Origin of the sequence: Seonamhaeicola sp. MEBiC01930 (assembly GCF_045277075.1) — a bacterium.
GTDB lineage: Bacteria > Bacteroidota > Bacteroidia > Flavobacteriales > Flavobacteriaceae > Seonamhaeicola.
This window is the reverse complement of record NZ_CP104270.1, coordinates 2,376,989-2,400,302: the sequence shown is the minus strand read 5'-3', so window position 1 is coordinate 2,400,302 and position 23,314 is coordinate 2,376,989. Positions and strand designations below refer to the sequence as shown.

Genomic DNA, 23,314 nt, shown 5'->3' with positions numbered 1-23,314 from the left:
AAGACTGCAAATTTACAACTAATTAGTTACATGATAAAACCAACCACAAACCAATTAACAATCTATTTATCAGTAAGTTGTATAATTATTTTACTTTTTTCTTGCAAAGAAGATTCTTATTCTAACAAAGACCACCTAGTCTTTAGATATAATGAATACGCCAATATAAACACCTTAGACCCAGCATTTTCTAGAACGCTTCAAGACAACTCTATAAATAATCAACTTTATAATGGTTTAGTTCAATTAGATGATGCATTAAATATTGAACCCTGTATTGCCAAAAACTGGACTATTTCTGAGAACGCCATTACCTACACTTTTAATCTTAGAAGCGACGTGTATTTTCATAAACATCAATTATTTGGCAAAGACTCCACCAGAAATGTTGTTGCCAAAGATTTTGAATACAGCTTAAACCGTTTAAGAGATAAAAAAGTTGCTGCTCCTGGTAGTTGGGTTTTAAATAAGGTGAAAGATTTTAGGGCTGTAAATGACAGTATATTCCAAATTGAATTAAAGCAACCATTCCCTGCTTTTATTGGGTTACTTACCATGAAATACTGTTCTGTAGTACCAAAAGAAATAGTTGAACATTATGGTATTGATTTTAGATCAAATCCTATAGGAACAGGGCCTTTTAAATTGAAACGATGGGAAGAAAACATTAAATTGGTTCTTAGAAAAAACAAGCTTTATTTTGAGAAAGACAACAAGGGAAATCAGCTTCCCTATTTAGAAGCTGTAGCTCTCACATTTTTACCAGATAAGCAAAGTGAATTTTTACAATTTGCTCAAGGGAATATTGATTTCCTAAATAGCCTAGATGCATCTTATAAAGATGAACTTTTAACTGCTAATGGAAAGCTTAGAAAAAAATATCATGAGTCTGTTAACATGATTCGTGGCCCTTATTTAAACACGGAATATTTGGGATTTTATCTAGATTCTAAAACCCCTGAAATACAGTCTAAACTTATAAGAAAGGCTATTAACTATGGTTTTGACAGAAAAAAAATGATGACTTATTTGCGCAATGGCATAGGCAATCCTGCAAATGGTGGTTTTATTCCTATTGGTCTTGCTGGTTTTAATAAATCTAACGGTTTTTCATATCAACCAGAAAAAGCCAAACAATTAATTAATCAATTTAGAAAAAAAACTGGAATTACTAACCCAGAAATAACTCTGGTTACTACCAGTAATTATCTTGATTTCTGCGAATTTATTCAACGTGAACTTGAAAAAGCGGGCTTAACTATTAATGTTGATGTTATGCCAGAAGCGTCTTTAAGAAGCGCCAGATCAAATGGAAAAGTAGATATGTTTAGAAGCTCATGGATAGCCGATTATTTAGATGCAGAAAATTATTTATCAATTTTTTACAGCAAAAATTTTGCACCTAATGGCTCAAACTATTTTCATTATAAAAATGAAACCGTAGACAGTTTGTACAATAAAGCCTTTACTATAACTAATATTGACGAGCGTAAACATATATATAAAACCATAGATTCTTTAGCCATGGATCATGCCATTATGGTACCTTTATATTATGATGAAGTCATAAGATTCACGGGCAAAAATGTAAATGGGTTAGGTATTAACCCTATTAATCTATTAGATTTAAGACGAGTTAAAAAAGATTAAACTTCATCATATTTTTTACCAATATCCTGAATTTCATCTTTAATTACTACAACAGATTTTTTCCATTTGTTTTCCAATAGCGTATAGAAACCCCAAACAGCTAATAAGCCTATTGGAATACCTAATAAATTCCAACCATAACTTGTATCCCAATCTATCCCCCAATCAAACAACATATCTAAAATTCCAATAATAAAACCAAAAGCAAACTGTACTCCATAATAAACTACAATACTTAAAATAGCATATAACCACTTTTTTTGATTGTATTCAATTGATAGATCATAAAATCGCTTTCCTATAAAATAAACAAGTAATATTGCTAACATATGTTTTTAGTTCTTTTTAAAATAATAAATATCATCATCGCCTTTTCCTTTAGGCCTTTTAGAGCTTAAATATCCTGAATTTCCACCATCAAAAGTAATTAAAGAAAAGTCATCTTTAATACTATTTAAAGGTTTTGGTAACTTTTCTGCTTTCATATAATTTCCATCTTTATCTAAGTCACTTTTATAAATATCATATCCGCCAAAACCACCAGGTCTGTTTGATGCAAAATACAAAGTGCTATTTTCATCTAAAAAAGGGAACATTTCTCTACTATAAGAGTTTACTTTACTACCTAAATTTTTTGGCTCACTATAAGAGTCATCATCCAAAATATCTACTTTAAAAATATCTGAACCTCCTCTTGTTGTATCTCTACCTCCTTTAATATTAGCAATAAAATATAGTGTTTTTCCATCTTTACTTAATGCCGGATGTGCATAGGAATATTTTGGTATACAAAAAGGTAATACTTTAAAGTTTGTCCACCCTACTCCTTCTTTATACTGCCCCACTTCAATATGAAAATTTTCCATATTGAAATTACCTTTTGGCTTATTTTTATAATGATACCTTGTGGTTATATAAAGTTTTTTTCCATTTGAAGATATAGTAGCACTAGTAATGTTCACTAAATATTGTTCTTCATTAAAAAGTAAAGGCACCAAATTGGTTAGATTTCCTTTATTTGAAATTGCTCCTTGATAAATGGTTAAAACAGGCATACCCTGAACTTTTTTTGGACGCCCTTTTTTATCTAACTTATATGAGGTGAGAAGCAATTTATCTTGCCCAATTTTCATTAAACCGAAGTGCGGGTATTCTGTATTTAAATCTAAGTTTGTAACAGAATATTTTTGAGTCTGAGAAAAACCAGTAAATGCAACAATTAAGACTAAGAAGTATAATATTTTCAAAATAAAACCCGCTGTTATGAGTAAATATACAAATAATAGTCAGTTTAATAATTTGTTGTTTGTGGTTTCTTCAACGTTAGGCTTTGAAGCATGTTACTAAGAAGCGCATAAAGTCCAACCCGAAAGGGTAACGTCATAAAACTACTCTCGTCTGTACTTTTTGGTTTCCTCAAAAACGTGTTCTAAAATTTGTTTATCTTGATCTGTAAATTCTTCGTTACGACGTGCCATAACCACATTGGCAACCTCAAAGGCTTTTTTGGTTAAATAGGTTGTAAAACCAGCACTTCCTCCCCAACTGAAACTTGGCACAAAATTTCTTGGAAAGCCACTACCAAAAATATTAGCACTTACACCAACTATTGTTGCTGTATTAAACATGGTATTTATACCAGCTTTACTGTGATCTCCCATTAGAAGTCCACAAAACTGCAAGCCGGTTCTTGCAAAACCTTCAGAATGGTAATCCCAAAGACGCACTTCTGCATAATTATTTTTTAAATTAGAAGTGTTAGTATCTGCCCCTAGGTTGCACCATTCTCCTAAAACCGAATTACCTAAAAATCCATCATGCCCTTTACTTGAATATCCAAAAATGACACTATTATCTACTTCTCCGCCAATTTTGGAATGCGGACCAATAGTAGTTGGTCCATATATTTTAGCTCCCATTTTAACAATAGAATTATCACATAAGGCGAAAGGCCCTCTAATCATAGATCCTTCCATAATCTCAGAATTTTTCCCAATATAAATTGGTCCTTTTTCAGCATTTAAAGAGCATAAAGGTAATTTTGCACCCTTTTCAATAAAAATGTTTTCTGAATGAAATGCTACAGTGGTTTCAGGAATAGATTGTGATTTTCTACCCTTTGTTATCAGATTGAAATCCTCTTGAAGGGCTTCTCCGTTCTTTGAAAAAATATCCCAAGTATTTTCAACCTTTAAGCAGCTATCTTCAAATTCTATAGCATCAAAAGTATCAAAATCAATATCTTCTTGTCCTTCTTTAGAATAAAAGGCAATAATGTCTTCACCATTAAAAACAGCTTGATTCTCTTGAAGATTTCTAATCATTTCCACCAACTCCAGACTAGGCAGATAAGAGGCATTTATCATGACGTTTTCATCCATTTCAACCATTGGATATTTATCAGACAAATAATCTTCTGTTACGGTAGTTGTAGTGGTATCTAGATAAGTTTCCCACTTTTCTCTAATGGTTAATATCCCAATTCTAATATCTGCTACCGGACGAGTATACGTAAATGGTAATAAATTATTTCTTGAGGGGCCGTCAAAAAGTATATAATTCATAAGTAGTTAAGAGTTGAAAGCAAAAGCTAAAAGTTTACTTTTCTTTAACTTAAACTTTAAATTCGCCATCAAAAGTAGCTTAAATGCATAAAATAAAAAAGCCTTTCTGCAATAGAAAGGCTTAACTGTATTATATAATCGTTAAGTTTACTTTTTAAACTTGGCGTATTTAGTTTTAAACTTATCAATACGTCCAGCAGTATCAACTAATTTAGATTTACCTGTATAGTATGGGTGCGATGTTCTTGAAATCTCCATTTTCACAAGTGGATACTCAACACCATCAACCTCAAGAGTTTCATTAGTAACTGCAGTAGACTTTGTTAAAAACACATCATCATTAGACATATCTTTAAATGCTACTAATCTATAATTTTCTGGATGTATACCTTTTTTCATCGCTTTACGCTTTAAATCTTAATTTTTCGAGGTGCAAATTTAAGTATTTTTTACAAATCTACAATACTTTTTTATTAATTTTTATTTCAACTTTTTGTGTAACTAATTGGTATCTTTGAATACTAACCTTTCAACTAACTTAATAAACAAAATTTTATGGAAAAAACTTTAAAATCTATCGCAATAAACTATGGGTTGTATTTGGGGTTAATTTTATCAGGAGCTACAGCCATAGCCTATGCCGTTAACGTTGGGCTATTTGCCAACATGTGGTTTGGCATAACACTTTTAATTGTAATAATTATCATGGGAATTATTTCAGTTGCAAAAGTTAAACAAGCGCAAAATGGTTATGCAACTTTTAAGGAAGCATTTACTGCATTTTTTATTACATCCTTAATTGCCATAATTATTAGTTCTGCTGTATCATTTTTAATATTTAATGTTATTGACCCTGATGCTGCAGACACTTTAAAAGAAATTACTATAGAAAAAACCGTAGAAATGTTGGAAAAATTTAATGCTCCGGCGGACTCTATAGCTAAATCAGTTGAACAAATTGAAACACAAAATCAATTTTCAATCCTTAACGTCCTTAAAAGTTTATTTTTTAATTTAATATTTTACATCATAATTGGTTTAATAGTTGCAGCTGCAATGAAAAAAAGTAAACCAGAGACAGAATAAATTCTTTATTTTTGAAATTATTAAATTTTGAGAATTTGTAAATGAATATATCCGTAGTTATACCATTACTTAACGAACAGGACTCTTTAAAAGAACTACATGATTGGATTGCAAAAGTTATGCAATCCAATCATTTTTCTTATGAGCTTATTTTTATTGATGATGGAAGCACTGACGAATCTTGGGAGGTTATTAACGATTTATCCAATAAAAACAAAGCTGTAAAAGGCATTAGATTTCACAAAAACTTTGGTAAATCACAAGCGCTTCATGCCGGTTTTGAAAAGGCTCAAGGAGACGTAGTGATTACTATGGATGCAGATTTACAGGACAGTCCAGAAGAAATCCCTGAACTTTATAACATGATTATAAAAGATAAGTTGGATTTAGTTTCTGGGTGGAAGAAAAAACGATATGATTCTGTACTATCTAAAAACTTACCTTCAAAGTTATTTAATTGGGCTGCAAGAAAAACTTCAGGAGTAAAACTACATGATTTTAACTGTGGTTTAAAAGCCTATAATATTAATGTAGTTAAAAATATTGATGTAAACGGAGAAATGCATCGTTACATCCCTGTACTTTCAAAAAATGCCGGATTTATAAACATTGGCGAAAAAATTGTAAAGCATCAAGCTAGAAAATATGGTGTTACCAAGTTTGGAATGAATCGTTTTATTCATGGATTTTTAGACCTAATTACTATTTGGTTTATTTCTAGGTTTGGTAAACGTCCAATGCATTTATTTGGGGCATTAGGAGCATTAATGTTTTTTATTGGTTTTACAGCTGCCGGATATATTGGCTTTATGAAGTTATACAAGTTAGCCAATAACCTAAAAACAATTTTAGTTACAGATAATCCTTGGTTTTATATTTCATTAGTAACAATGATTATTGGTACACAGTTTTTTGTTGCTGGTTTTTTAGGCGAAATTATTTTACGCACAAAACAAGATAAAAAACGATATTCTATTAAGGATGAATTGAATTTTTAATAATTAAAATTGTTAATCCTAATAAATATTTAATTAATTTTAAAATCACCTTTTTTAAAACTCAAGTTTTTAATCAATTAATTACTTTTGCAGTATACTTATTTTATTTTTTATTATGATACACATAGAACCAAAGATTTTAGACAGAATAAACACTTGGCTAACTCCAACTTTTGATGATGAAACTCAAACTTTCATAAAGGAAAGTATTGCAAACAATCCAAAAGACATACAAGAAAGTTTTTATAAGGATTTAGAGTTTGGTACTGGGGGTATGAGAGGTGTTATGGGTGTTGGTACTAACCGTATTAATAAGTATACTCTTGGAAAAAGTACTCAAGGTTTAAGCAATTATTTACATGAGCAATTTCCTAACGAAACTCCGAAAGCAGTTATAGCGTATGATTGTAGACATAACAGTAAAACATTAGCTAAAGTAGTTGCTGATGTATTTTCGGCTAACGGCATAGAAGTGTTTTTATTTGAAGATTTAAGAGCAACACCAGAATTGTCTTTTGCAGTAAAACACTTAAGCTGTCATTGTGGTATTGTATTAACAGCTTCACATAATCCGCCAGAATACAATGGGTACAAAGTGTATTGGCAAGATGGTGGACAAATGGTACCTCCTCATGATGGTGCAGTAATTAATATGATTAATGATTTGGATTATGCAGATATCAAATTTGAAGCTAACAATGACTTAATTACTTTTATAGGAAAAGATATTGATGATGTATTTATTGATGCTTCTGTTGAAAATGGAACTGTGGGAGCCTCTCAAGACGCCAAAGACAATTTAAGTATTGTATTTACATCATTACATGGAACTTCTATAACTGCTGTTCCAGAAACCCTAAAACGTGCAGGCTACAAGAATGTTCATATAGTTGAAGAGCAGCGTAAACCAGATGGTGGATTTCCAACCGTAGAATCTCCAAATCCCGAAGAACCTGCTGCTTTAAAAATGGCTTTAGAATTAGCCGATAAAGTTGGAGCCGATATTGTGATAGGAACAGACCCTGATTGTGATAGATTAGGTGTAGCCGTGAGAAACTCACAAAATGAACTACAGCTACTTAATGGTAATCAGACCATGGTAATGATGGTTGATTTTCTACTAAAAAAGTGGAAGGCTGAAGGAAAAATTAAAGGAAAAGAGTTCATTGCAACTACCATTGTTTCTACTCCTATGCTTAATAAACTTGCCAATGCTTATGGCGTTGATAATAAAATTGTTTTAACAGGATTTAAATGGATTGCAAAATTAATAAAAGACCATACCGAACTTGATTTTATTGGTGGTGGAGAAGAAAGTTTTGGCTTTATGGTAGGTGACTTTGTAAGAGATAAGGATGCTGTGACTTCAACACTATTGGCTTGTGAAATAGCAGCCATTACTAAAGCTGAAGGCAGCTCTTTCTTTGAGGAATTACTTAAACTTTACGTAGAACACGGTTTCTTTAAAGAAAAATTAATATCACTTACTAAAAAAGGTATTGAAGGTGCTGAAGAAATTAAACAAATGATGATTGATGCACGCCAAAATCCACTTACCGATGTAAACGGTACTAAGGTTGTAAAAATTGAGGATTATGAATCTGCAACCTCTAAAAACTTAATAACTGGAGAAACTAGCTCAATTGATATTCCAAAATCTAACGTTATTATTTATTATACTGAAGATGGCAGTCAAATTGCGCTTCGCCCAAGTGGTACAGAACCTAAGATTAAGTTTTATGTTAGTGTAAATTCAGAATTGGATTCCACAGAAAACTTTAAGGCTACAGAAACAGAATTAGACAATAAAGCAGAAACAATTCTTAAGGATATGAACCTTATTTAATGAATCAGTTTTTTAAAATACTACAGTATGCTAAGCCATACAAACGTTTTGCAATAGGACACATTATTTCTAATGTGTTTTTTGCTTTATTTGGCACACTTTCTTTTGTAGCACTTATGCCAATGTTAGATGTTATTTTTGAAAAAAACATTGACCCCTGCACAAAAGAAGTTATACAATCTACTCCTCAAAAGCCAATATACACTGGCTTTATGGAAATAGGAAAGTATGGTGAAGAGTTTTTAGCTTATCAAATGGATGCGTTTACCGGAGGTGATAAATCTAAGGCATTAATTTTTGTTATAATCTTAATTGTTGTTACTTTTTTACTTAAAAACATTTCTGGTTATTTAGCTAATTACTTTATGGTGTTTTTAAGAAATGGTGTTATAAGAGATATAAGAAATACTGTTTATAAAAAAACGCTTGAATTACCTCTAGCCTATTTTTCAGAAAAACGAAAAGGTGATATTATTGCTAGAGTTACAGGTGATGTTAATGATTTACAATACTCCATGTTACCCGTTTTAGAATTAATAGTAAGAGAACCTTTAACTATTCTGTTTACCTTAATTGCCATGTTAATTATAAGCACAAAACTCACCTTATTTGTATTTATTTTTATACCGATAATGGGGTTTGTTATTTCTAAAATTGGCAAAAGTTTAAAGCGAAAATCTGATAGAGTTCAAAAAGAACAAGGTTTATTTTTATCAACATTAGAAGAAACTCTTAGTGGATTAAGAATTATAAAGGGATTTAATGTTGAAAAAATATTTAATGAAAAATTTCAATTTTCAACCGATAGGTTTTATAATTTTTCTAATAAATTATTGATACGTCAAAGTTTAGCATCTCCTACCAGTGAATTTTTAGGTATTTGTATGATTTCAGTTATTCTATGGTATGGAGGCAACTTAATTCTTAATAGTGATAGTGATACTTTGTTAGACGGTAGTAAGTTTTTAGTTTACATAGGGCTTGCCTATAATATACTTACACCTGCTAAAGCTATTTCAAGAGGTTTGGTTAACATAAAAAAAGGGGGAGCTGCCGCAGAACGTATACAAGAAATATTAGAAGCTGAAAACCCGTTAAAAGATAAAGAAAAAGCTATTACAAAAGTTAAGTTTGATTCTAAAATAGAATTCAAAAACATTTGGTTTAAGTATAAGGATGAATATGTTTTAAAAAACTTTTCCTTAACCATTCCCAAGGGAAAAACCGTGGCTTTAGTAGGAAAATCTGGCAGTGGCAAATCCACCATAGCTAACTTAATAACACGTTTTTATGATGTTAATAAAGGACAAATTTTAATTGATGGTGTTAACATAACTGATTTATCAACTAGTTCTTTAAGAAATCAATTAGGAATTGTAACCCAAGACGCCATTCTATTCAATGAAAGCATTAAAGAAAACCTTATTTTAGGAAAAGAAGATGCTACAGATGAGGATATCATTGAAGCTTTAAAAGTTGCTAACGCATGGGAATTTGTGAAGAACCTAGAAAATGGGAAGGGTATTAACACCAATATTGGTGATGCAGGAAATAAGCTTTCTGGTGGACAAAAACAACGTTTAAGTATTGCAAGAGCAATTATTAAAGATCCTCCTATTATGGTCTTGGATGAAGCCACATCGGCCCTAGACACCGAAAGTGAACGTGTTGTGCAAGTGGCTTTAGAAAACATGATGAAAAACAGAACCTCTATTGTTATAGCTCACAGGCTATCTACAATACAAAATGCAGATGAAATTGTTGTTTTAAAGAAAGGTGAAATTGTAGAACAAGGAAAGCATAATGAACTTATTGAAAAGAATGGCACCTATAAAAAACTAGTAGAAATGCAAAGCTTAGACTAAGCTAATTTTTACATTAAAAATAAAAAAGGATAGATGTTTGTGCATCTATCCTTTTTTTAGTTCATTGGTAGACTTGGGGACGACTATCAACATAAGTAGGTTTCTGATACAAACATATAACAAATAAGTTTAGTCACCAAGAAAAAAATGCATTTTATCGTATTATATTGCATTTAATCGGTATTTATTTATTTAACTGTCACAAAATCAATTTTTTAATTTTTGAATAAAATTAAAATTTTTTCCATTTAAACTTTTAGTATATTTATTTAGTCTAATGACTAAATATTGTTTGTGACAGACGAAGAAGAATTATTAAAACAACTAAAATCTGATAGCCATAAAGAGCAAGCTTTTAGAGCACTAATATCGCTTTATAAAGAGCGCTTATATTGGCATATAAGAAACATAGTTAAATCTCATGATGATGCTGATGATGTTCTTCAAAATACATTTATTAAAGTTTTTAAAAATATTAATAACTTTAAGGGAGACAGCAAACTGTATTCTTGGATGTATAGAATAGCAACAAATGAATCTATTACATTCATTAATAAGAATGCAAAACGTTTACAAATTTCTAGTGAGGAAACTCAACAACTAGCTATAAATAATTTAACATCAGATACGTATTTTGAAGGTGATGACATCCAATTTAAATTACAACAAGCTATTGCAACCTTGCCAGAAAAACAGCAATTGGTATTTAATATGAAATACTTTCAAGACTTGAAATACAAGGATATTTCTGATATTTTAGAAACTAGTGAAGGCGCATTGAAAGCATCATATCATATTGCTGTAAAAAAAATTGAAGCATATTTAACTCAAGATTAAACCTTTAAGCAAAATATTAGTCTTATAAATAAGATGAAAAAAAATAAATTACATAATATAGAAGAAAGCGGTTTTAAAGTTCCTGACGGGTATTTTGATACTCTTGAAGATAATATTATGAGCGAGTTAAAACTTAAAGAACTTACAAACAGCTCTGGGTTTAAAGCTCCCAATAATTATTTTGACACTTTAGAAGATGTTATTATAAATAATATTTCTAAAGAAACTGAACCTAAAGTTATTCAACTATTTAGCAAGAAACGATTAATTTATTTTTCTGGAATAGCTGCTACAATTCTTTTATTGTTAACCCTAAACTTTAACACTAAAACGGAGGAAGAATTAGATTATCAAACTGTAGAAAATTACATTTTAGATGAAAACATTAGTTCTTATGAAATTGCTTCTCTTCTAGATGAAAATGATTTAGCTGAAGAGCTGTTTATTGAAAATGGCATTGATGAAGATGTTATTGAAGATTATATCTTAAACAATTTAGACGTTGAAGATTTATATTAAACTATTATAATATGAAGAAACAAATTATCGCAATAATTATACTTTTAATTTCATTAAACGTATTGGCTCAATCTAATCGAGGTGAAAAAATTCGTACAATGAAAGTTACTTTTATAACCGATCAATTAGATTTAACTGAACAAGAAGCTCAAGCATTTTGGCCTGTTTATAATGAATATGAAAAAAACAACAGAACTAAATTTAGAGAGCTCAGAAATTTAAGAAAAGAAATTAAAGATAATTTAGATGCTTTATCCGACGACAAAGCCTTAGAGATTATAAACAAAATAGATTCTAATGAATCTATGCTTTACAAACATAGGGTTGAGTTTTTCAAAAAAATAAAAGACATTCTTCCTCCCAAAAAAATAATTAAACTAAAAATTGCAGAAGAAGATTTTAAAAGAAAAATTCTAGATCGTTTTAAAAAAAATAAAGGAGATAGTTCTAATAAGAAATAAACAAAAGGAGAAGCTAAAAGCTTCTCCTTTTTATTCTCTAAAAGTCAATTTTGAAATCCTTCCAGCTCCTGCAGCATAGGCAACAGAATCATTTAAAAACCTGATTGTATAAAAACCTTCATTACTTAAATGTTTCCAAGTCTCACCAGCATCGTTGCTATAATCAATACCTTTGAAACCAATTGCAACTAACTCCTTCCCTTCTCTGTTAGGCATATATTGCACACAACTTCTGTATCCCGGATTTTTATTTTCAGCAACCAATTTCCAAGTTTTACCACCATCAGTAGTTTTAATTTTATTAGCACTATTATCTTCAGGTTTTGTATAATCACCCCCAATAGCAAAACCGTTTAATTCATCATAAAAATCTATGGAATAGATCCCTTCCGTTTCTTTTTCATTAATTATTGGTGTATCAAAAACCTCCCAATTTTGCCCTTTATCCGGTGAATAATAAACACGTCCAGTAGTTGTAGCTACCCATGTCTTATCACCAAAAATAGCAATATTGGTATCACTAGCTGCAAATGCCCCTTCGTCTTTAGCTCCCTTTGGTAATTCATCACAGGACATTTTCGTCCAAGTATTTCCTCCATCTCTGGTAATAATAACACTTAAACAACCATCGGTAGAATCGCCTATGGCAATACCTTCTTTATCATTCCAAAACTCCATAGAATCATAAAAAGCTTTGGGGTGGTTTTCTTGGTAAACTAATTTACCTTTGATATAGACATTCACTTTTTCTTCTTTTTCAATCTTGTAAACTAAAGCAGGACTTTCTATACTTAAAATAAATAAGTCCTTACCATTATAAGCAGATGACCGAAATGAAATTAGTTTATTATTCTTAGAATATTTATCTATAACCCTTGAGCCTTCATTTAATGATATTCCAAAATTTCCATCATTCGCGGCATAATAGACATCCTTATCTATAAGCTCAATAGCCCTGATACTTAATGTAGAATCTTTAATAATATCTTTTACCCAAATTCTCGAAACATCTCTTTTCTGAAACCCAATTTTCTTTTCACAAGAAATACAACAAACAACTACATACAAAAGCAGCAATAATTTCTTCATAACCTTCAATTTCTATAAAAGTAAAAAAGCCTCGTAAAAATCACGAAGCTTTTTAGAAAAATAGAAATATTACCAAAGATTAAGATTCCTTCCTTAAAATTTCTATATGCCTATATAAGCGTTCTACATCAACAGGCAGCGTTCCATTATAAACTCCCCGTATATGACCCTTTTTATCTACCAAAATAAAATTCTCGGTATGAATAAAATCACTTTCATCTTGAGTTTTTGTAAAATCTTCATCGGCAAAATAACCACTTCTAGCTATTTTATATAATTCATCTTTATTGCCAGTAACCAAATGCCATTTATTTACATCTACATTATTCCTTGCTGCATATTCTTTTAGTATTGGCAACGAATCTCTCCAGGGCATTACTGTATGTGATAATAACATGATGCCATTATCATTTTTATAGTTTTTCTGAATTTCTCCCATATTTTTAGTCAATTTGGGGCAAATACCTGGACAGCTAGTAAAAAAAAAATCAGCTATATATATTTTTCCTTCAAAAGTTTGATTATTAACAACCTCACCATTTTGATTGGTAAATGAAAACTCAGGAATTTTATGAGTACCCCTATCCCAAGTAGGAGTAAAATCTGCAGTATTAAAAAAAGGTAATTTAAAAACTGGATTTGTAGCCTTAACCTCCTTTTTACATGAAAAAAGCATTAAAACGGATATGAATAGAATAATGTGTTTCATATTATAATTATTTATTATGCCGTTTAGGTTTCAATCTAAACCGTTCAAAATGATAAATATTTTTACTTTATCTCATCACTGTCAGTTGTTACCGTATAGCACTTTTTCAAACCTATCAAACCAAAACGCTCTCCATTCACAACTTCATAGTTAGATTTTATATTGCCATCTGGTTTCCATAATCGTTGCCCCCCCTTTTCTTTACCATTTTCATAATTAAAATCTTTAAATAAAATACCATCGGCATACCATTCCTTGACATTACCATGATACTCTCCCTTTTCATTAAAATGATATAAAAATTTGGGTGTTCCATTTTGCCACCAGGCTTTATGAATACCTACCTTTATCCCTTTATAGTAATTACGTTCAACTTCTAACTCACCATTGGCATACCAAATCTTTTCTATACCTTGCTTCTTTCCTTTAAGGTAAATAACTTCTGATTTTAGTTGTCCATTAGAGAAAGAACTTTGAATTTTTCCATTAAAAGGTTTGTTAATAAACTCTAACACTCCATTGTTTAAATATAAATTCTCATTTAAAACATCTAACACAATAATCTCTTGTTTTTTACAAGATGAGAACAAACAAAGAATTAAACCTATATGGATTATAACTATCCTCAATTACTGAGAAATATTACCTGGTGTTCCAAAATAGCCATTTCCATTTAAATAAGGATCCTGATTAGTAATATGGTAATGGTAAATACCATCCGGAAAATCAGCAGTTTCATGGGTATGCCCATGATAATTATCCAAGTCTGCATTAGTAACGGTTTCCCCATTTTCAACAGGGCCATAAACTGGAAAACCATCTGCCAGCAACCCTAAAAAAGCATCCTCACCAAATTGCTCAGTTAAATACGCAGGCTCAATATGATAATGATAATAGCCTTGACCTGTTGGGTGCCCTAAATATTGATCAAATGAATTTATTTCATTTGTTAAAGGAGAGCCACCGGCTGCATATTGATTAAAGAAAACTACACCATTTCTTGAAATTCCAATAGGACCCATAGGAGTAGCTTGTTTATTTGTAGCTTCTTTTGGGTTTAATGTAATTGTAAACACAATATTTTGAGCAGAAATGGTATTGGGGTTTAATCTAAAATCAGCATTTGTTCCATTATAGTCCGCGTGAAGCGGATTAGCTTCAGGCCAATATGGACTAGTATGATTTGGTAAATCTTGGGTGGTAAATGTAACCGTATTGCCATTTACTGCATAAGATAACCCTGTTCCCGAAAATTTACTTAAAACCCCACTTATATCATAATCTGTCTCATTTACCTCTTCTTCTTGATCTACGGGTTCATCCGCATTAGAACAAGAAATAAACATCAAAACACATAAAATGGGGAGCACTAATAATAATTGAAATATCTTTTTCATATATCGTTTTTTTAGTTTAGACCTATTTTTTTTTGAAAGGTTTAATTCACCCTCCATTATCTAGTTAATCAAATTATAGGAATACCATTATCATCTAATTAATTTAAATTTAACATGATTTATTTATTATAAAAATATTTAAAAGAAGTATAATAACCACTATAATTAATGCAGTTATTACAATTGGTTGCTTTTTTATTTTCATGAATTTAATGTATAGCTTTATATTTATGATGCGGTTAATTTCAAAAACTTGCGTTTCTTCAAAACATTAGTAAAAACAAAGAAGGCTTCATATTTCTATGAAGCCTTCAACAGATCTAAAAAAAAAGCTATTATTTGCCATTAATCAACCAAAATTAATGAAGACCTGTTTCTTTCTTTAATGCAGTAATATCAGTGATTAATTGAGCTATAGACGCTCTATTTAAACCGTTATATATGCCTCTAATATGTTTTTTTTTATCAATTAGCAAAAAGTTTTCTGTATGTAAAAAATCATCAACACTTTTAATTTCACCTAAATCATTTTCTACAAAATAAAAATCTCTACCTAAACTGTAAATTTCATATTTATCTCCAGTAACCAAATGCCATTTTTCATTTATAACATTATTGCTTTTAGCATATCTACTTAAAACAGATACAGAATCCACACTCGGCATTACTGAATGAGATAATAATAATATTTCTGGATCATCTTTAAACGCTTCCTGTATTTTAAACATGTTACCTGTCATTTTAGGACAAATACCTGGGCAAGTTGTAAAAAAGAAATCTGTTATATATATCTTATTTTCAAAAGTCTTTTGAGTAACAGTATCTCCTAATTGGTTTACAAACCTAAAATCAGGAATTTTATGAAACCTCTCTTCCTCTTCTGTATTTGGGGTTAACCAATTAGGAGTAAAAGATTCATCTTCATAATAAGGCAAATAATCTACCCTACTTGTTTCTTCTACTTTAATAATTTCATTTTTCGCCTTTTCCTTACAATTAAAAGCAAGTAATAATAATATTAATATAATTAGTTGTTTCATTTTGACCTAACCACCTTTTCGTCTTCCAATCTATAACATGAATTTGCTCTTAACATTCCGAAAATACGTCCGTTTTTAGCTTCATAATTCACGTACATTTTTCCATTTTTTAACCAGGCTTGTTGCAAACCTACCTCTACTCCATTTTCTAACCTTCTCAATTTTGCCAATTGACCTGATTTATACCAGCTCCTTTCTTCTCCATCAATTTTCCCATCAATATAATTGCAAGAAAATGCTAACTCACCGTTATTCCACCATGATTTGTATTCCCCTACTACTTTATTTTGATTATAAGCGTATTCTGTTTTAAGTACTCCGTCAGAAAACCAAACTTTAGCAATTCCGTGTTTTTTACCATAATAAAAACCAACTTTCTCCATTAAAGAGTCATTACTATGGTATCTTAGAGCATACCCATTAAAAAGAGAATCTTTATAATACCAATTACCTTCATTGGCATTTAAAATAAGATCACTTTTTAGAACCTCGTAATTATTTATTACAACCTCATCTTTTATAGTTTTAACGCTTGAAGAATCTTTCTTTTCTTCCTGAGCACAACTAAGTACAATAAATAATATAACTAAAATGATGTAATTGGTTGTTTTCATTTTTAATAACCTTGATATGGTCCTTCAAAAACCACATAAGACCCTGTTGTTGAATAAACTTCGTTTATAATGTGATAATGATATTCTCCATCTGGATTATGAGGGGTTGGTCCAAAATGCCCTCCGGAGGCATCTAAATCTGTTGGGTATTCATTTGAAGGATAATCTCTTCTTCCATAAATAAACACGCCATCTAATAATATCCCAACCAAATTATCATCATCATTTGAAAAAGCCACAGGCTCTAAATGATAATGATATACACCAGGACCTATATGAGCACCTGTCCAGTCTAAACTCGCTGCAGCTTGATCTAATGCACCATTACCTTCTTGGTCGTTAAAAATTGATGCCCCACTTACGGCTATACCAATAGTGTTTAATTGTGTTGACACAGTGCTACCATCCAAATCTGGAGTAGCATCAACTGTAATAGTTACAGCATTATTATTGCTGGACATAATTGAAGGTGTTGTTGCAACTCCTGGTTCATCAATATATAAATCATTACCTTCACCCCAATAAACCGTTTCATGGTCTGGCAAACCAGTAGTTTCAATAGTAACTGTTGTACCATTATTTGATAAATAGATGTCCGTAGCAACAGAATTAAATTCTGAAAAAGCAGCATGCAATTCTGTAACAACCTCATCATTTATACTTTCATCATCTTCTGCTTCTGAACCTTCATTTGAAGAACAAGCAAAAATCATAAATACTACTAAAAATAAATAACATTCTAATAGTGTTCTTTTTTTTAATAAATTTCTCATAATCATTTTTTTCTTTAAACTTTAGATGTCTTTTTTCAAATAAACTTGCGCTTTATATATTTAATTTGCGTTTTCCGAAAAACATTATTAAAACCAAACAAAGAAGGCTTCATATTTCTATGAAGCCTTCAACAGATCTAAAAAAAGCTATATACATTAATCAACCAAAATTAATGAAGACCTGTACTGTTTTTAATAAACTTTGATTTTAATCTAAATAGTTACTAACGGCAGATGCACGACTACTTACATGAGATTTTAAAGTACTAACAGCACTATAAAAATCTGAGCTAGCACTTAAAAAAGAATACCCAGAAACCTCAGTTGTAGCATAAGATTCTACTAAACTAGAGTATGTTGTGTATAAGGCTTGCATTGTGCTTACATTAAATGCTCCATCTACTACTTCTTGAACATAGGTATCATATCTTGCTTTATAAACTTCATCCTGATATATATATCCTATAATTGGCCATGAAGAGGAACTTAATCCTGAAAAATCTAGAGATAATGAACCTCCCATTTTACCATACTGTAATGATTCATTATTATCCCATGGAATCCAAGTTAATTTTCCAGTATCAGGATTGTTGTATAAGTAATAATTATGTGTCATTCTACCATAAGTATCCCAATTTTGAATAACCGTATTCACAGCTAAATATTTTAAAAACACATCTGTATCAAAAATGGCGTCTAGATTATTTCTCCAAGATTCTGGATCTGAAGTTCTAGAACCATCGTGTAAAATTGACAATAAACTTGCTACATCTGAAAAGTCTGCTTCGTCTTCATTAGTTTTCTTTTCAAACTCATCTTCATCATAGGTTCCGCTTGCAAAACTAGCAGCATCCCCATCTGGTTTGTATAAATTACCTTCATCACTTGAGAATTGAGTCTCAATTACCGTATCATCAACCTCTTCAACTAATGTGTATAATCCAAAATATTCCGGACCGTCTCCATTATCGACATAAACTTGATAGAATGCCGTATGCGATACTGCTAACCCAGCATTCCTAAATACTTCGGCTGCAGCTTTTTCACGTAGCTGTGAGTCATCATCATAATTATTTTTAAGACTTAACTTTTTAAACCCGTAAAAACGTTGATTATCTATCTGTGGATAATTATCTTCAAATTCATCAAAATCCAATTTAAATGATAATTTCATAATTCCTGACCTCCATGAACTTGCTAAACTAGAGTTGCCCTTAAAACGAACTCCTACTTTATACCATTCAATGTTATTATGAAAAACAGAGGCTGGTACAAAAACAGGATTTTCATCAGAAAAGTTATTGCTACCACTTCTGCTTCCAAAAGCACCATACAAACTGGTCATATCATCAATCATTACATCCCAATTATCTTCAGAAATAACAATATCTAACCTCTGTACTTCATCATCAGGAAATATTTTATCAAAGTTTGGTTCTGCATCTTTACTATGAGTATCTGCAGTCCAGTCTGTGGGAACAAAGTCTGTATCATCAATCAGAACCTCATCATCATCATCATCATCATTATTATCATCGCCGTCTTCATTAACAACTTCAGAAATTACAGTATCTCCACTACAGTCGTAAAAGGTTAAAGTTGAAATACAGAAAAATAGTATAGTTAAAATTAGTAGGCTTTTTTGTTTAGTTTTTTTCATAATATCTTTTTTTGGTTAAACAACATCTTATCTTGTATATAATTTTGTTTTATTTTGAACTCTAAAATTTCCAATAGACTCACAACAGATTCATTATTTTAAGGTGTAGGTATATTTTAAACCAATAATGTTTGTTGTTTCTGGAAATTCTTCATTTAGTTCTTTCTCCATCCTATAGAATACACCTATAGTTCCCATTTTTTTTAATTTGTATTCGGTCCCAAAGGTCAACCGATATTTACTGAATCCGTTAACGGCGTCCTCTCCAAATCGATTAAAAATTTCAGCAGAAAATTTTGGATCAAGCTTCCAATTGTTAAAGTTGTAGCCTAAGGCCGTTTTAAACCGAATATTTTGTTTTGCATAATCGCCCTCATCAGTACCTATCCCAATCTCATTTTTGTTTTGATAGCGCAATCTATATTTAAGAGAAAAGTCTTTGATTTTATGCTTATATGAAGCATCAATATTATATCTAAAATGATTTTCATAACCTTGAATATTTCCCACATTATCATTTTCTCTTATATATCTTAGCCCTGTTCCTATTTTAAATCCATTAAAAAGGGAATAAGATGCTCCAAACTCCGAAAAGTATTCATCTACTTCTGAGATATCTTCTTTCAACCTAAGTTGTCCTTCAAGGTTAAAAGTCCATTTCTTATTCAACTTATACCTTAAATTAATTGCTGTCCAACTCGCTAAATCGTCAGTGTCATCTTGCGCAAAACCATACGAAGTCATAAATAAAAGAGTCAAAGACACAAAAACTTTAATAAAATTCTTTTTCATAATTAATGTTTCTTGGGGTTTATTAATTTGCCCTGAAGTAAAATATGGTTACCTCCGCAGTATCTTTTAAAAAATCTATATTTCCTATGGTAACTTTATTAATAGACAAACCTGTTCTGTCTTCTAAATCTTGTTTTAAAAGCGGGTAATTCTCAGGCTTAATATTTTCAATATTTTCATAAACAATAGATTTTGATTCCTCCTGTTTTAAAGCCCAATACCTTTCTATAACTATGAGTACAAAAATGACTAGGGCATTAGCTCCTACAATTTCGGCATAACTCATTTTTTTATTTGCCAAAGAGTTGATTACAGATACACCTATAACCACAAATAAATAGGTCATTTCTTTTATAGGAATGGCATCTGTTCTATATCGAATAATTCCAAAAATGGCAAATAAACCAAGAGCCATACCTATGTCTAACTCATATTTTTTAAGGGTGAAACATAGAAAAAACACAATGGCACTTATTAAGTAATATGTAAAAACATAATCTTTACGCTTTGCCATTGGATAGTAGATAAACCTAATGATAAGGGTTAAAAATGTAAAGTTGATGAAGAACCTAAACATCATTTTAAAAAAGTCATCATCAAATACTGGTATCTCTAAAAACTCCATAAATATTAAGCTATTAATTTATTTACTTTAATTAGTTTACTTTTAAATCTATTGTATTTCAAATCGTTATAAACGCTTATCATTCCAATACAATATTTACTAATTTTATAAGGGTTGATTTGTATTAATTTCAATTGTTTCACAACAGGAGAGGTTCTTGTGAAACGCTCTTGTTTTACTTCAATGATTACTAAATTATTATAAGCTTTAAAGGCGTCATTAATTTTAAAAGACAGGTTTAAATCAATTGTTATACGTTCTTTACCTTCTATATTAACCAAAGTAATCCGGTTAAACTCATTCCAAATTATAGGTTCTAAATCAAATGATTCTTGTGTGGTATTTTTAATAAACTCAATTGAATTATCAGATAATTCAGTTTCAAAATCATCAATTGGAATTCTTGATTTTGTGGTTTTACCTCTACCATCCTTTTGTTTTATTTCTAAAAAACATAAGTCTGACTCTACGTATTTACGCATTCTAACTTTAGTTCTATTTATCTTTCTATTGTGATGATCGTGATAAAACTTTTTAGTAGGCGTATCAAAATATAATGATGAATATGTTAGAACTCTATTACCTTCAATTTCAAGAATCCTATACTTGTCTTTAATGTTTTTTAAAACGGCAATTAAATCTTTTTCATCAATAATAAATTTGGTATCTGTTCTTTTCATCAAAGAGACACTATCCATTTCACCTAAGGAAATTGATTTTAATTCTTTAATAAGTTTGGGGATATTTGGATTCATTTATAAGCAGATTAGGTTAAAAGGTTAAGACTATTCTCTCTCTCTTCTTTTAGGCTTAGGTGCTTTTTTAAATTCTTCCTCCGTAATAAACCCGTCTTCGTCTAAATCTACTTTGTCGAAATCTTTGCTTAATGGTCCTTTAACTTCTTTTGCTGATAATTTCCCATCTTCATTGCTATCCATTTCTTCTAACAGCATTTTATAAGTTGGAGGTCCTTTTCTTTCAGGTCTGTCTTCTGATTGTGCAAAAGAAATATTAGACATTAAAAATGCCATAGAAAACACAAATGCTGTTGATATAATTGAACTACTTTTCATAATCTAAAATTTGTTGTTATGTCTTTTTAGATGTAGAGAATGAAAAATACTTGTGCTGTTAACTAAATTTTAACAGATTGCTAAGCAGATGAAAACAAAAAACCCTAATAACAAGTGTATTAGGGTTTTGAAAGTTTTATGGTCTTGTTGGCGGTGGTCCGCCAAAATCCTCGCCTCTTGTTGGAGGTGGCCCTCCACCATCCTCACCTCTAGGAGGTGGTCCGTTTCTTCTATCTTGAGGACGCTCTCCCATTCCTGGTCCGGGTCTTCTTCCTCGTTTTGCTTCTTTAATTATTTGGTCAAATTTTAGCTTTTGCCCTTCATTACAAAGCATTCTTATACGTCTTAAATGATAAAACATCTTTTTTTCGTGGTCTATTAGAGTATTCCCCAAATCCTTAAAAAGAAAATCTACCTCATCATCTGAAACCTCTTCTTTACTTATAAGCTCATGCAATTCTTCCTTTAGGACTAATTCCCGCCTGGTAATACCGCGCATAGACATATGATGCTCTTCATTAATTATTTCTAATTTATCCATTTGTTCATCAGAAAACTCAAGTGCATTTACAATAAAACTTATAGGCCCTTTACCTTTTGGCATCTGAGTAGATGCAGAACTAGATTTTCCCAAATAATTAAAAAGAAAAAAACCATTAACTACAATTAAAAAAATCAGCAATATATATAAGAGTAAATTTTTCTTCATTACAATTTATTCTAAATTAAAAATTGAAGACTCGGTACTAGATAATAAACCATATGTTTCTGCAAACTCGTTTAATTCACTATCATAAGAATTTGTACTTGCATCTAATTTAGTAAATGCATAAACATTTAAAAACACTACACACACTAATGTTGCCAACTGTATTTTAGGAGTAAACCAACTCCATGCATTCTGTTCTATCTGCTTCTCAGCAAATAAAACATTCATAGTTTTATCCTTAAAAAATGGAGAAACCTTTATGGGATCCAAACTATCCATAGCCCCTATGGTATCATTAATTTTATGATCTATTGTAGTTTTTGTTTCCATCGCTTTAAACGTTTTATATGAATTTAGATGCAATATTTTTTAAAAACTTGCGTTAAGACTCATTTTTGTAATAATTTTTTAAAATATTTTGAAGGCTCTTTTTAGACCTAAATAAAACAGATTCTACAGATGACAAACTCTTACCTGTAATTTCTGCAATTTCCTTATAACTTAAACCATCTACCTTACTAAGCGTAAACATAACACGCTGGTTTTCTGGCAATTTATTAATAGCTTTAAATAGCACTTCACTCTTTTCTTTATTTTCAAGAACAATACCAGGATGATTAATCTCTGTGAAATATTTAGTTTTATCTAAAGGTAATTCATTTCCAGAAATAGACTGTAAAAATGCAAAACGCTTTTTAGTGTTCCGCTTTCTAATAAACTCCAAACATTTGTTGGTTGTTATTCTATAAATCCAAGTAGACAATTTTGACTCTCCTTTAAATTTATTTATAGAATTATAAACCTCTACAAAAACATCTTGAGCAATATCTTCGGCATCTTCTTTATTTGGAATAAATGAAATACAAGTTGCAAAAACCTTTTGCTGAAAAAGATCAATAAGTTTAGCATAGGCAAACTGTTTTCCAGCCTTTAAATCATTTATAAAATCTTTATCCTCCAATTAGCGCTATTAATACGTGCAAATTAAAGAAATTTTATTAATGAAT

Annotated in this window: 27 protein-coding genes; 8 read left to right on the top strand and 19 right to left on the bottom strand. The window is 30.6% G+C overall.

Annotated elements, in window-relative coordinates:
• The first annotated feature begins 30 nt into the window (after positions 1–30).
• A complete protein-coding gene (locus tag N1F78_RS10500; RefSeq protein ID WP_406683116.1) occupies positions 31–1,650 on the top strand; it encodes an ABC transporter substrate-binding protein in 1,620 nt (539 codons plus the stop codon).
• On the opposite strand, the gene N1F78_RS10495 is transcribed toward N1F78_RS10500, so the two are convergent.
• The 4 genes from N1F78_RS10495 to N1F78_RS10480 all read right to left on the bottom strand — a co-directional run bounded on the left by N1F78_RS10495 (position 1,647) and on the right by N1F78_RS10480 (position 4,613).
• Positions 1,647–1,979 (bottom strand): hypothetical protein, encoded by a 333-nt coding sequence (locus N1F78_RS10495; protein ID WP_406683115.1) that lies wholly within the window; start codon positions 1,977–1,979, stop codon positions 1,647–1,649. The two genes, N1F78_RS10500 and N1F78_RS10495, sit on opposite strands and share 4 nt — an antisense overlap.
• 6 nt (positions 1,980–1,985) lie before the next feature.
• Positions 1,986–2,897, bottom strand: coding sequence for a TolB family protein (locus N1F78_RS10490; RefSeq protein WP_406683114.1), 912 nt, complete (start codon positions 2,895–2,897; stop codon positions 1,986–1,988).
• A 141-nt stretch (positions 2,898–3,038) separates the two neighbouring features.
• A complete protein-coding gene (locus N1F78_RS10485; protein ID WP_406683113.1) occupies positions 3,039–4,214 on the bottom strand; it encodes a GlmU family protein in 1,176 nt (391 codons plus the stop codon).
• 147 nt (positions 4,215–4,361) lie between these two features.
• The gene (locus tag N1F78_RS10480) at positions 4,362–4,613 is read right to left on the bottom strand and encodes a type B 50S ribosomal protein L31 (protein WP_148539868.1); all 252 of its coding nucleotides are present in this window, start codon (positions 4,611–4,613) and stop codon (positions 4,362–4,364) included.
• Between the two features lie 156 nt (positions 4,614–4,769).
• Between N1F78_RS10480 and N1F78_RS10475 the strand changes: the two genes are divergently transcribed.
• From N1F78_RS10475 to N1F78_RS10445, 7 genes are all read left to right on the top strand, one after another.
• Positions 4,770–5,300 carry a DUF4199 domain-containing protein gene (locus N1F78_RS10475; protein WP_406683112.1) on the top strand — a complete coding sequence of 177 codons (531 nt, stop codon included), beginning with the start codon at positions 4,770–4,772 and terminating at the stop codon, positions 5,298–5,300.
• Positions 5,301–5,341: 41 nt separating this feature from the next.
• The gene (locus N1F78_RS10470) at positions 5,342–6,298 is read left to right on the top strand and encodes a glycosyltransferase family 2 protein (protein WP_406683111.1); all 957 of its coding nucleotides are present in this window, start codon (positions 5,342–5,344) and stop codon (positions 6,296–6,298) included.
• Positions 6,299–6,413: 115 nt separating this feature from the next.
• Positions 6,414–8,144, top strand: a complete 1,731-nt coding sequence (locus tag N1F78_RS10465) for a phospho-sugar mutase (RefSeq protein ID WP_406683110.1) — start codon at positions 6,414–6,416, stop codon at positions 8,142–8,144.
• On the top strand, positions 8,144–10,009 hold the full coding sequence (locus tag N1F78_RS10460) for an ABC transporter ATP-binding protein (RefSeq protein ID WP_406683109.1): 1,866 nt from the start codon (positions 8,144–8,146) through the stop codon (positions 10,007–10,009). Before N1F78_RS10465 ends, N1F78_RS10460 begins: the two co-directional genes overlap by 1 nt.
• A 294-nt stretch (positions 10,010–10,303) precedes the next feature.
• Entirely contained in the window at positions 10,304–10,846 is a 543-nt protein-coding gene (locus tag N1F78_RS10455; protein ID WP_406683108.1) for an RNA polymerase sigma factor, read from the top strand.
• 33 nt (positions 10,847–10,879) lie between these two features.
• Complete coding sequence (locus tag N1F78_RS10450) at positions 10,880–11,365, top strand: hypothetical protein (RefSeq protein WP_406683107.1); 486 nt, start codon at positions 10,880–10,882, stop codon at positions 11,363–11,365.
• An 11-nt stretch (positions 11,366–11,376) separates the two neighbouring features.
• Positions 11,377–11,826, top strand: coding sequence for a Spy/CpxP family protein refolding chaperone (locus tag N1F78_RS10445; RefSeq protein ID WP_406683106.1), 450 nt, complete (start codon positions 11,377–11,379; stop codon positions 11,824–11,826).
• A gap of 30 nt (positions 11,827–11,856) precedes the next feature.
• On the opposite strand, the gene N1F78_RS10440 is transcribed toward N1F78_RS10445, so the two are convergent.
• From N1F78_RS10440 to N1F78_RS10370, 15 genes are all read right to left on the bottom strand, one after another.
• Positions 11,857–12,915 carry a WD40/YVTN/BNR-like repeat-containing protein gene (locus N1F78_RS10440; RefSeq protein WP_406683105.1) on the bottom strand — a complete coding sequence of 353 codons (1,059 nt, stop codon included), beginning with the start codon at positions 12,913–12,915 and terminating at the stop codon, positions 11,857–11,859.
• Positions 12,916–12,994: 79 nt separating this feature from the next.
• On the bottom strand, positions 12,995–13,624 hold the full coding sequence (locus N1F78_RS10435) for an SCO family protein (RefSeq protein ID WP_406683104.1): 630 nt from the start codon (positions 13,622–13,624) through the stop codon (positions 12,995–12,997).
• A 62-nt stretch (positions 13,625–13,686) separates the two neighbouring features.
• Complete coding sequence (locus tag N1F78_RS10430; RefSeq protein WP_406683103.1) at positions 13,687–14,253, bottom strand: toxin-antitoxin system YwqK family antitoxin; 567 nt, start codon at positions 14,251–14,253, stop codon at positions 13,687–13,689.
• Positions 14,254–15,021 (bottom strand): YHYH protein, encoded by a 768-nt coding sequence (locus N1F78_RS10425; protein WP_406683102.1) that lies wholly within the window; start codon positions 15,019–15,021, stop codon positions 14,254–14,256.
• Between the two features lie 359 nt (positions 15,022–15,380).
• On the bottom strand, positions 15,381–16,061 hold the full coding sequence (locus N1F78_RS10420; RefSeq protein ID WP_406683101.1) for an SCO family protein: 681 nt from the start codon (positions 16,059–16,061) through the stop codon (positions 15,381–15,383).
• Positions 16,058–16,675: a toxin-antitoxin system YwqK family antitoxin gene (locus N1F78_RS10415; protein ID WP_406683100.1), complete on the bottom strand. Its 618-nt coding sequence runs from the start codon at positions 16,673–16,675 to the stop codon at positions 16,058–16,060. Before N1F78_RS10415 ends, N1F78_RS10420 begins: the two co-directional genes overlap by 4 nt.
• A 2-nt stretch (positions 16,676–16,677) precedes the next feature.
• Complete coding sequence (locus N1F78_RS10410; protein ID WP_406683099.1) at positions 16,678–17,448, bottom strand: YHYH protein; 771 nt, start codon at positions 17,446–17,448, stop codon at positions 16,678–16,680.
• Positions 17,449–17,656: 208 nt separating this feature from the next.
• A complete protein-coding gene (locus N1F78_RS10405; protein WP_406683098.1) occupies positions 17,657–19,108 on the bottom strand; it encodes a CotH kinase family protein in 1,452 nt (483 codons plus the stop codon).
• A gap of 93 nt (positions 19,109–19,201) precedes the next feature.
• Complete coding sequence (locus N1F78_RS10400) at positions 19,202–19,900, bottom strand: DUF2490 domain-containing protein (protein ID WP_406683097.1); 699 nt, start codon at positions 19,898–19,900, stop codon at positions 19,202–19,204.
• A gap of 22 nt (positions 19,901–19,922) precedes the next feature.
• A complete protein-coding gene (locus N1F78_RS10395) occupies positions 19,923–20,525 on the bottom strand; it encodes a DUF4956 domain-containing protein (RefSeq protein WP_406683096.1) in 603 nt (200 codons plus the stop codon).
• Positions 20,526–20,530: 5 nt separating this feature from the next.
• On the bottom strand, positions 20,531–21,280 hold the full coding sequence (locus N1F78_RS10390; protein ID WP_406683095.1) for a polyphosphate polymerase domain-containing protein: 750 nt from the start codon (positions 21,278–21,280) through the stop codon (positions 20,531–20,533).
• Between the two features lie 30 nt (positions 21,281–21,310).
• Entirely contained in the window at positions 21,311–21,598 is a 288-nt protein-coding gene (locus N1F78_RS10385) for an EF-hand domain-containing protein (protein WP_406683094.1), read from the bottom strand.
• A 136-nt stretch (positions 21,599–21,734) separates the two neighbouring features.
• Complete coding sequence (locus N1F78_RS10380; RefSeq protein ID WP_406683093.1) at positions 21,735–22,307, bottom strand: Spy/CpxP family protein refolding chaperone; 573 nt, start codon at positions 22,305–22,307, stop codon at positions 21,735–21,737.
• Positions 22,308–22,313: 6 nt separating this feature from the next.
• A complete protein-coding gene (locus N1F78_RS10375; protein ID WP_406683092.1) occupies positions 22,314–22,637 on the bottom strand; it encodes a hypothetical protein in 324 nt (107 codons plus the stop codon).
• 52 nt (positions 22,638–22,689) lie between these two features.
• The gene (locus N1F78_RS10370; protein WP_406683091.1) at positions 22,690–23,268 is read right to left on the bottom strand and encodes an RNA polymerase sigma factor; all 579 of its coding nucleotides are present in this window, start codon (positions 23,266–23,268) and stop codon (positions 22,690–22,692) included.
• Positions 23,269–23,314: the final 46 nt, after the last annotated feature.

What these genes read in the sequence shown, in the direction of transcription:
- N1F78_RS10440 (WP_406683105.1), bottom strand. Translation starts at nt 12,915, where the DNA reads ATGAAGAAATTATTGCTGCTTTTGTATGTAGTTGTTTGTTGTATTTCT.
- N1F78_RS10425 (WP_406683102.1), bottom strand. Translation starts at nt 15,021, where the DNA reads ATGAAAAAGATATTTCAATTATTATTAGTGCTCCCCATTTTATGTGTT.
- N1F78_RS10405 (WP_406683098.1), bottom strand. Translation starts at nt 19,108, where the DNA reads ATGAAAAAAACTAAACAAAAAAGCCTACTAATTTTAACTATACTATTT.
- N1F78_RS10495 (WP_406683115.1), bottom strand. Translation starts at nt 1,979, where the DNA reads ATGTTAGCAATATTACTTGTTTATTTTATAGGAAAGCGATTTTATGAT.
- N1F78_RS10485 (WP_406683113.1), bottom strand. Translation starts at nt 4,214, where the DNA reads ATGAATTATATACTTTTTGACGGCCCCTCAAGAAATAATTTATTACCA.
- N1F78_RS10475 (WP_406683112.1), top strand. Translation starts at nt 4,770, where the DNA reads ATGGAAAAAACTTTAAAATCTATCGCAATAAACTATGGGTTGTATTTG.
- N1F78_RS10395 (WP_406683096.1), bottom strand. Translation starts at nt 20,525, where the DNA reads ATGGAGTTTTTAGAGATACCAGTATTTGATGATGACTTTTTTAAAATG.
- N1F78_RS10385 (WP_406683094.1), bottom strand. Translation starts at nt 21,598, where the DNA reads ATGAAAAGTAGTTCAATTATATCAACAGCATTTGTGTTTTCTATGGCA.
- N1F78_RS10420 (WP_406683101.1), bottom strand. Translation starts at nt 16,061, where the DNA reads ATGAAACAACTAATTATATTAATATTATTATTACTTGCTTTTAATTGT.
- N1F78_RS10445 (WP_406683106.1), top strand. Translation starts at nt 11,377, where the DNA reads ATGAAGAAACAAATTATCGCAATAATTATACTTTTAATTTCATTAAAC.
- N1F78_RS10410 (WP_406683099.1), bottom strand. Translation starts at nt 17,448, where the DNA reads ATGAGAAATTTATTAAAAAAAAGAACACTATTAGAATGTTATTTATTT.
- N1F78_RS10435 (WP_406683104.1), bottom strand. Translation starts at nt 13,624, where the DNA reads ATGAAACACATTATTCTATTCATATCCGTTTTAATGCTTTTTTCATGT.
- N1F78_RS10415 (WP_406683100.1), bottom strand. Translation starts at nt 16,675, where the DNA reads ATGAAAACAACCAATTACATCATTTTAGTTATATTATTTATTGTACTT.
- N1F78_RS10390 (WP_406683095.1), bottom strand. Translation starts at nt 21,280, where the DNA reads ATGAATCCAAATATCCCCAAACTTATTAAAGAATTAAAATCAATTTCC.
- N1F78_RS10450 (WP_406683107.1), top strand. Translation starts at nt 10,880, where the DNA reads ATGAAAAAAAATAAATTACATAATATAGAAGAAAGCGGTTTTAAAGTT.
- N1F78_RS10465 (WP_406683110.1), top strand. Translation starts at nt 6,414, where the DNA reads ATGATACACATAGAACCAAAGATTTTAGACAGAATAAACACTTGGCTA.
- N1F78_RS10500 (WP_406683116.1), top strand. Translation starts at nt 31, where the DNA reads ATGATAAAACCAACCACAAACCAATTAACAATCTATTTATCAGTAAGT.
- N1F78_RS10375 (WP_406683092.1), bottom strand. Translation starts at nt 22,637, where the DNA reads ATGGAAACAAAAACTACAATAGATCATAAAATTAATGATACCATAGGG.
- N1F78_RS10470 (WP_406683111.1), top strand. Translation starts at nt 5,342, where the DNA reads ATGAATATATCCGTAGTTATACCATTACTTAACGAACAGGACTCTTTA.
- N1F78_RS10480 (WP_148539868.1), bottom strand. Translation starts at nt 4,613, where the DNA reads ATGAAAAAAGGTATACATCCAGAAAATTATAGATTAGTAGCATTTAAA.
- N1F78_RS10400 (WP_406683097.1), bottom strand. Translation starts at nt 19,900, where the DNA reads ATGAAAAAGAATTTTATTAAAGTTTTTGTGTCTTTGACTCTTTTATTT.
- N1F78_RS10460 (WP_406683109.1), top strand. Translation starts at nt 8,144, where the DNA reads ATGAATCAGTTTTTTAAAATACTACAGTATGCTAAGCCATACAAACGT.
- N1F78_RS10380 (WP_406683093.1), bottom strand. Translation starts at nt 22,307, where the DNA reads ATGAAGAAAAATTTACTCTTATATATATTGCTGATTTTTTTAATTGTA.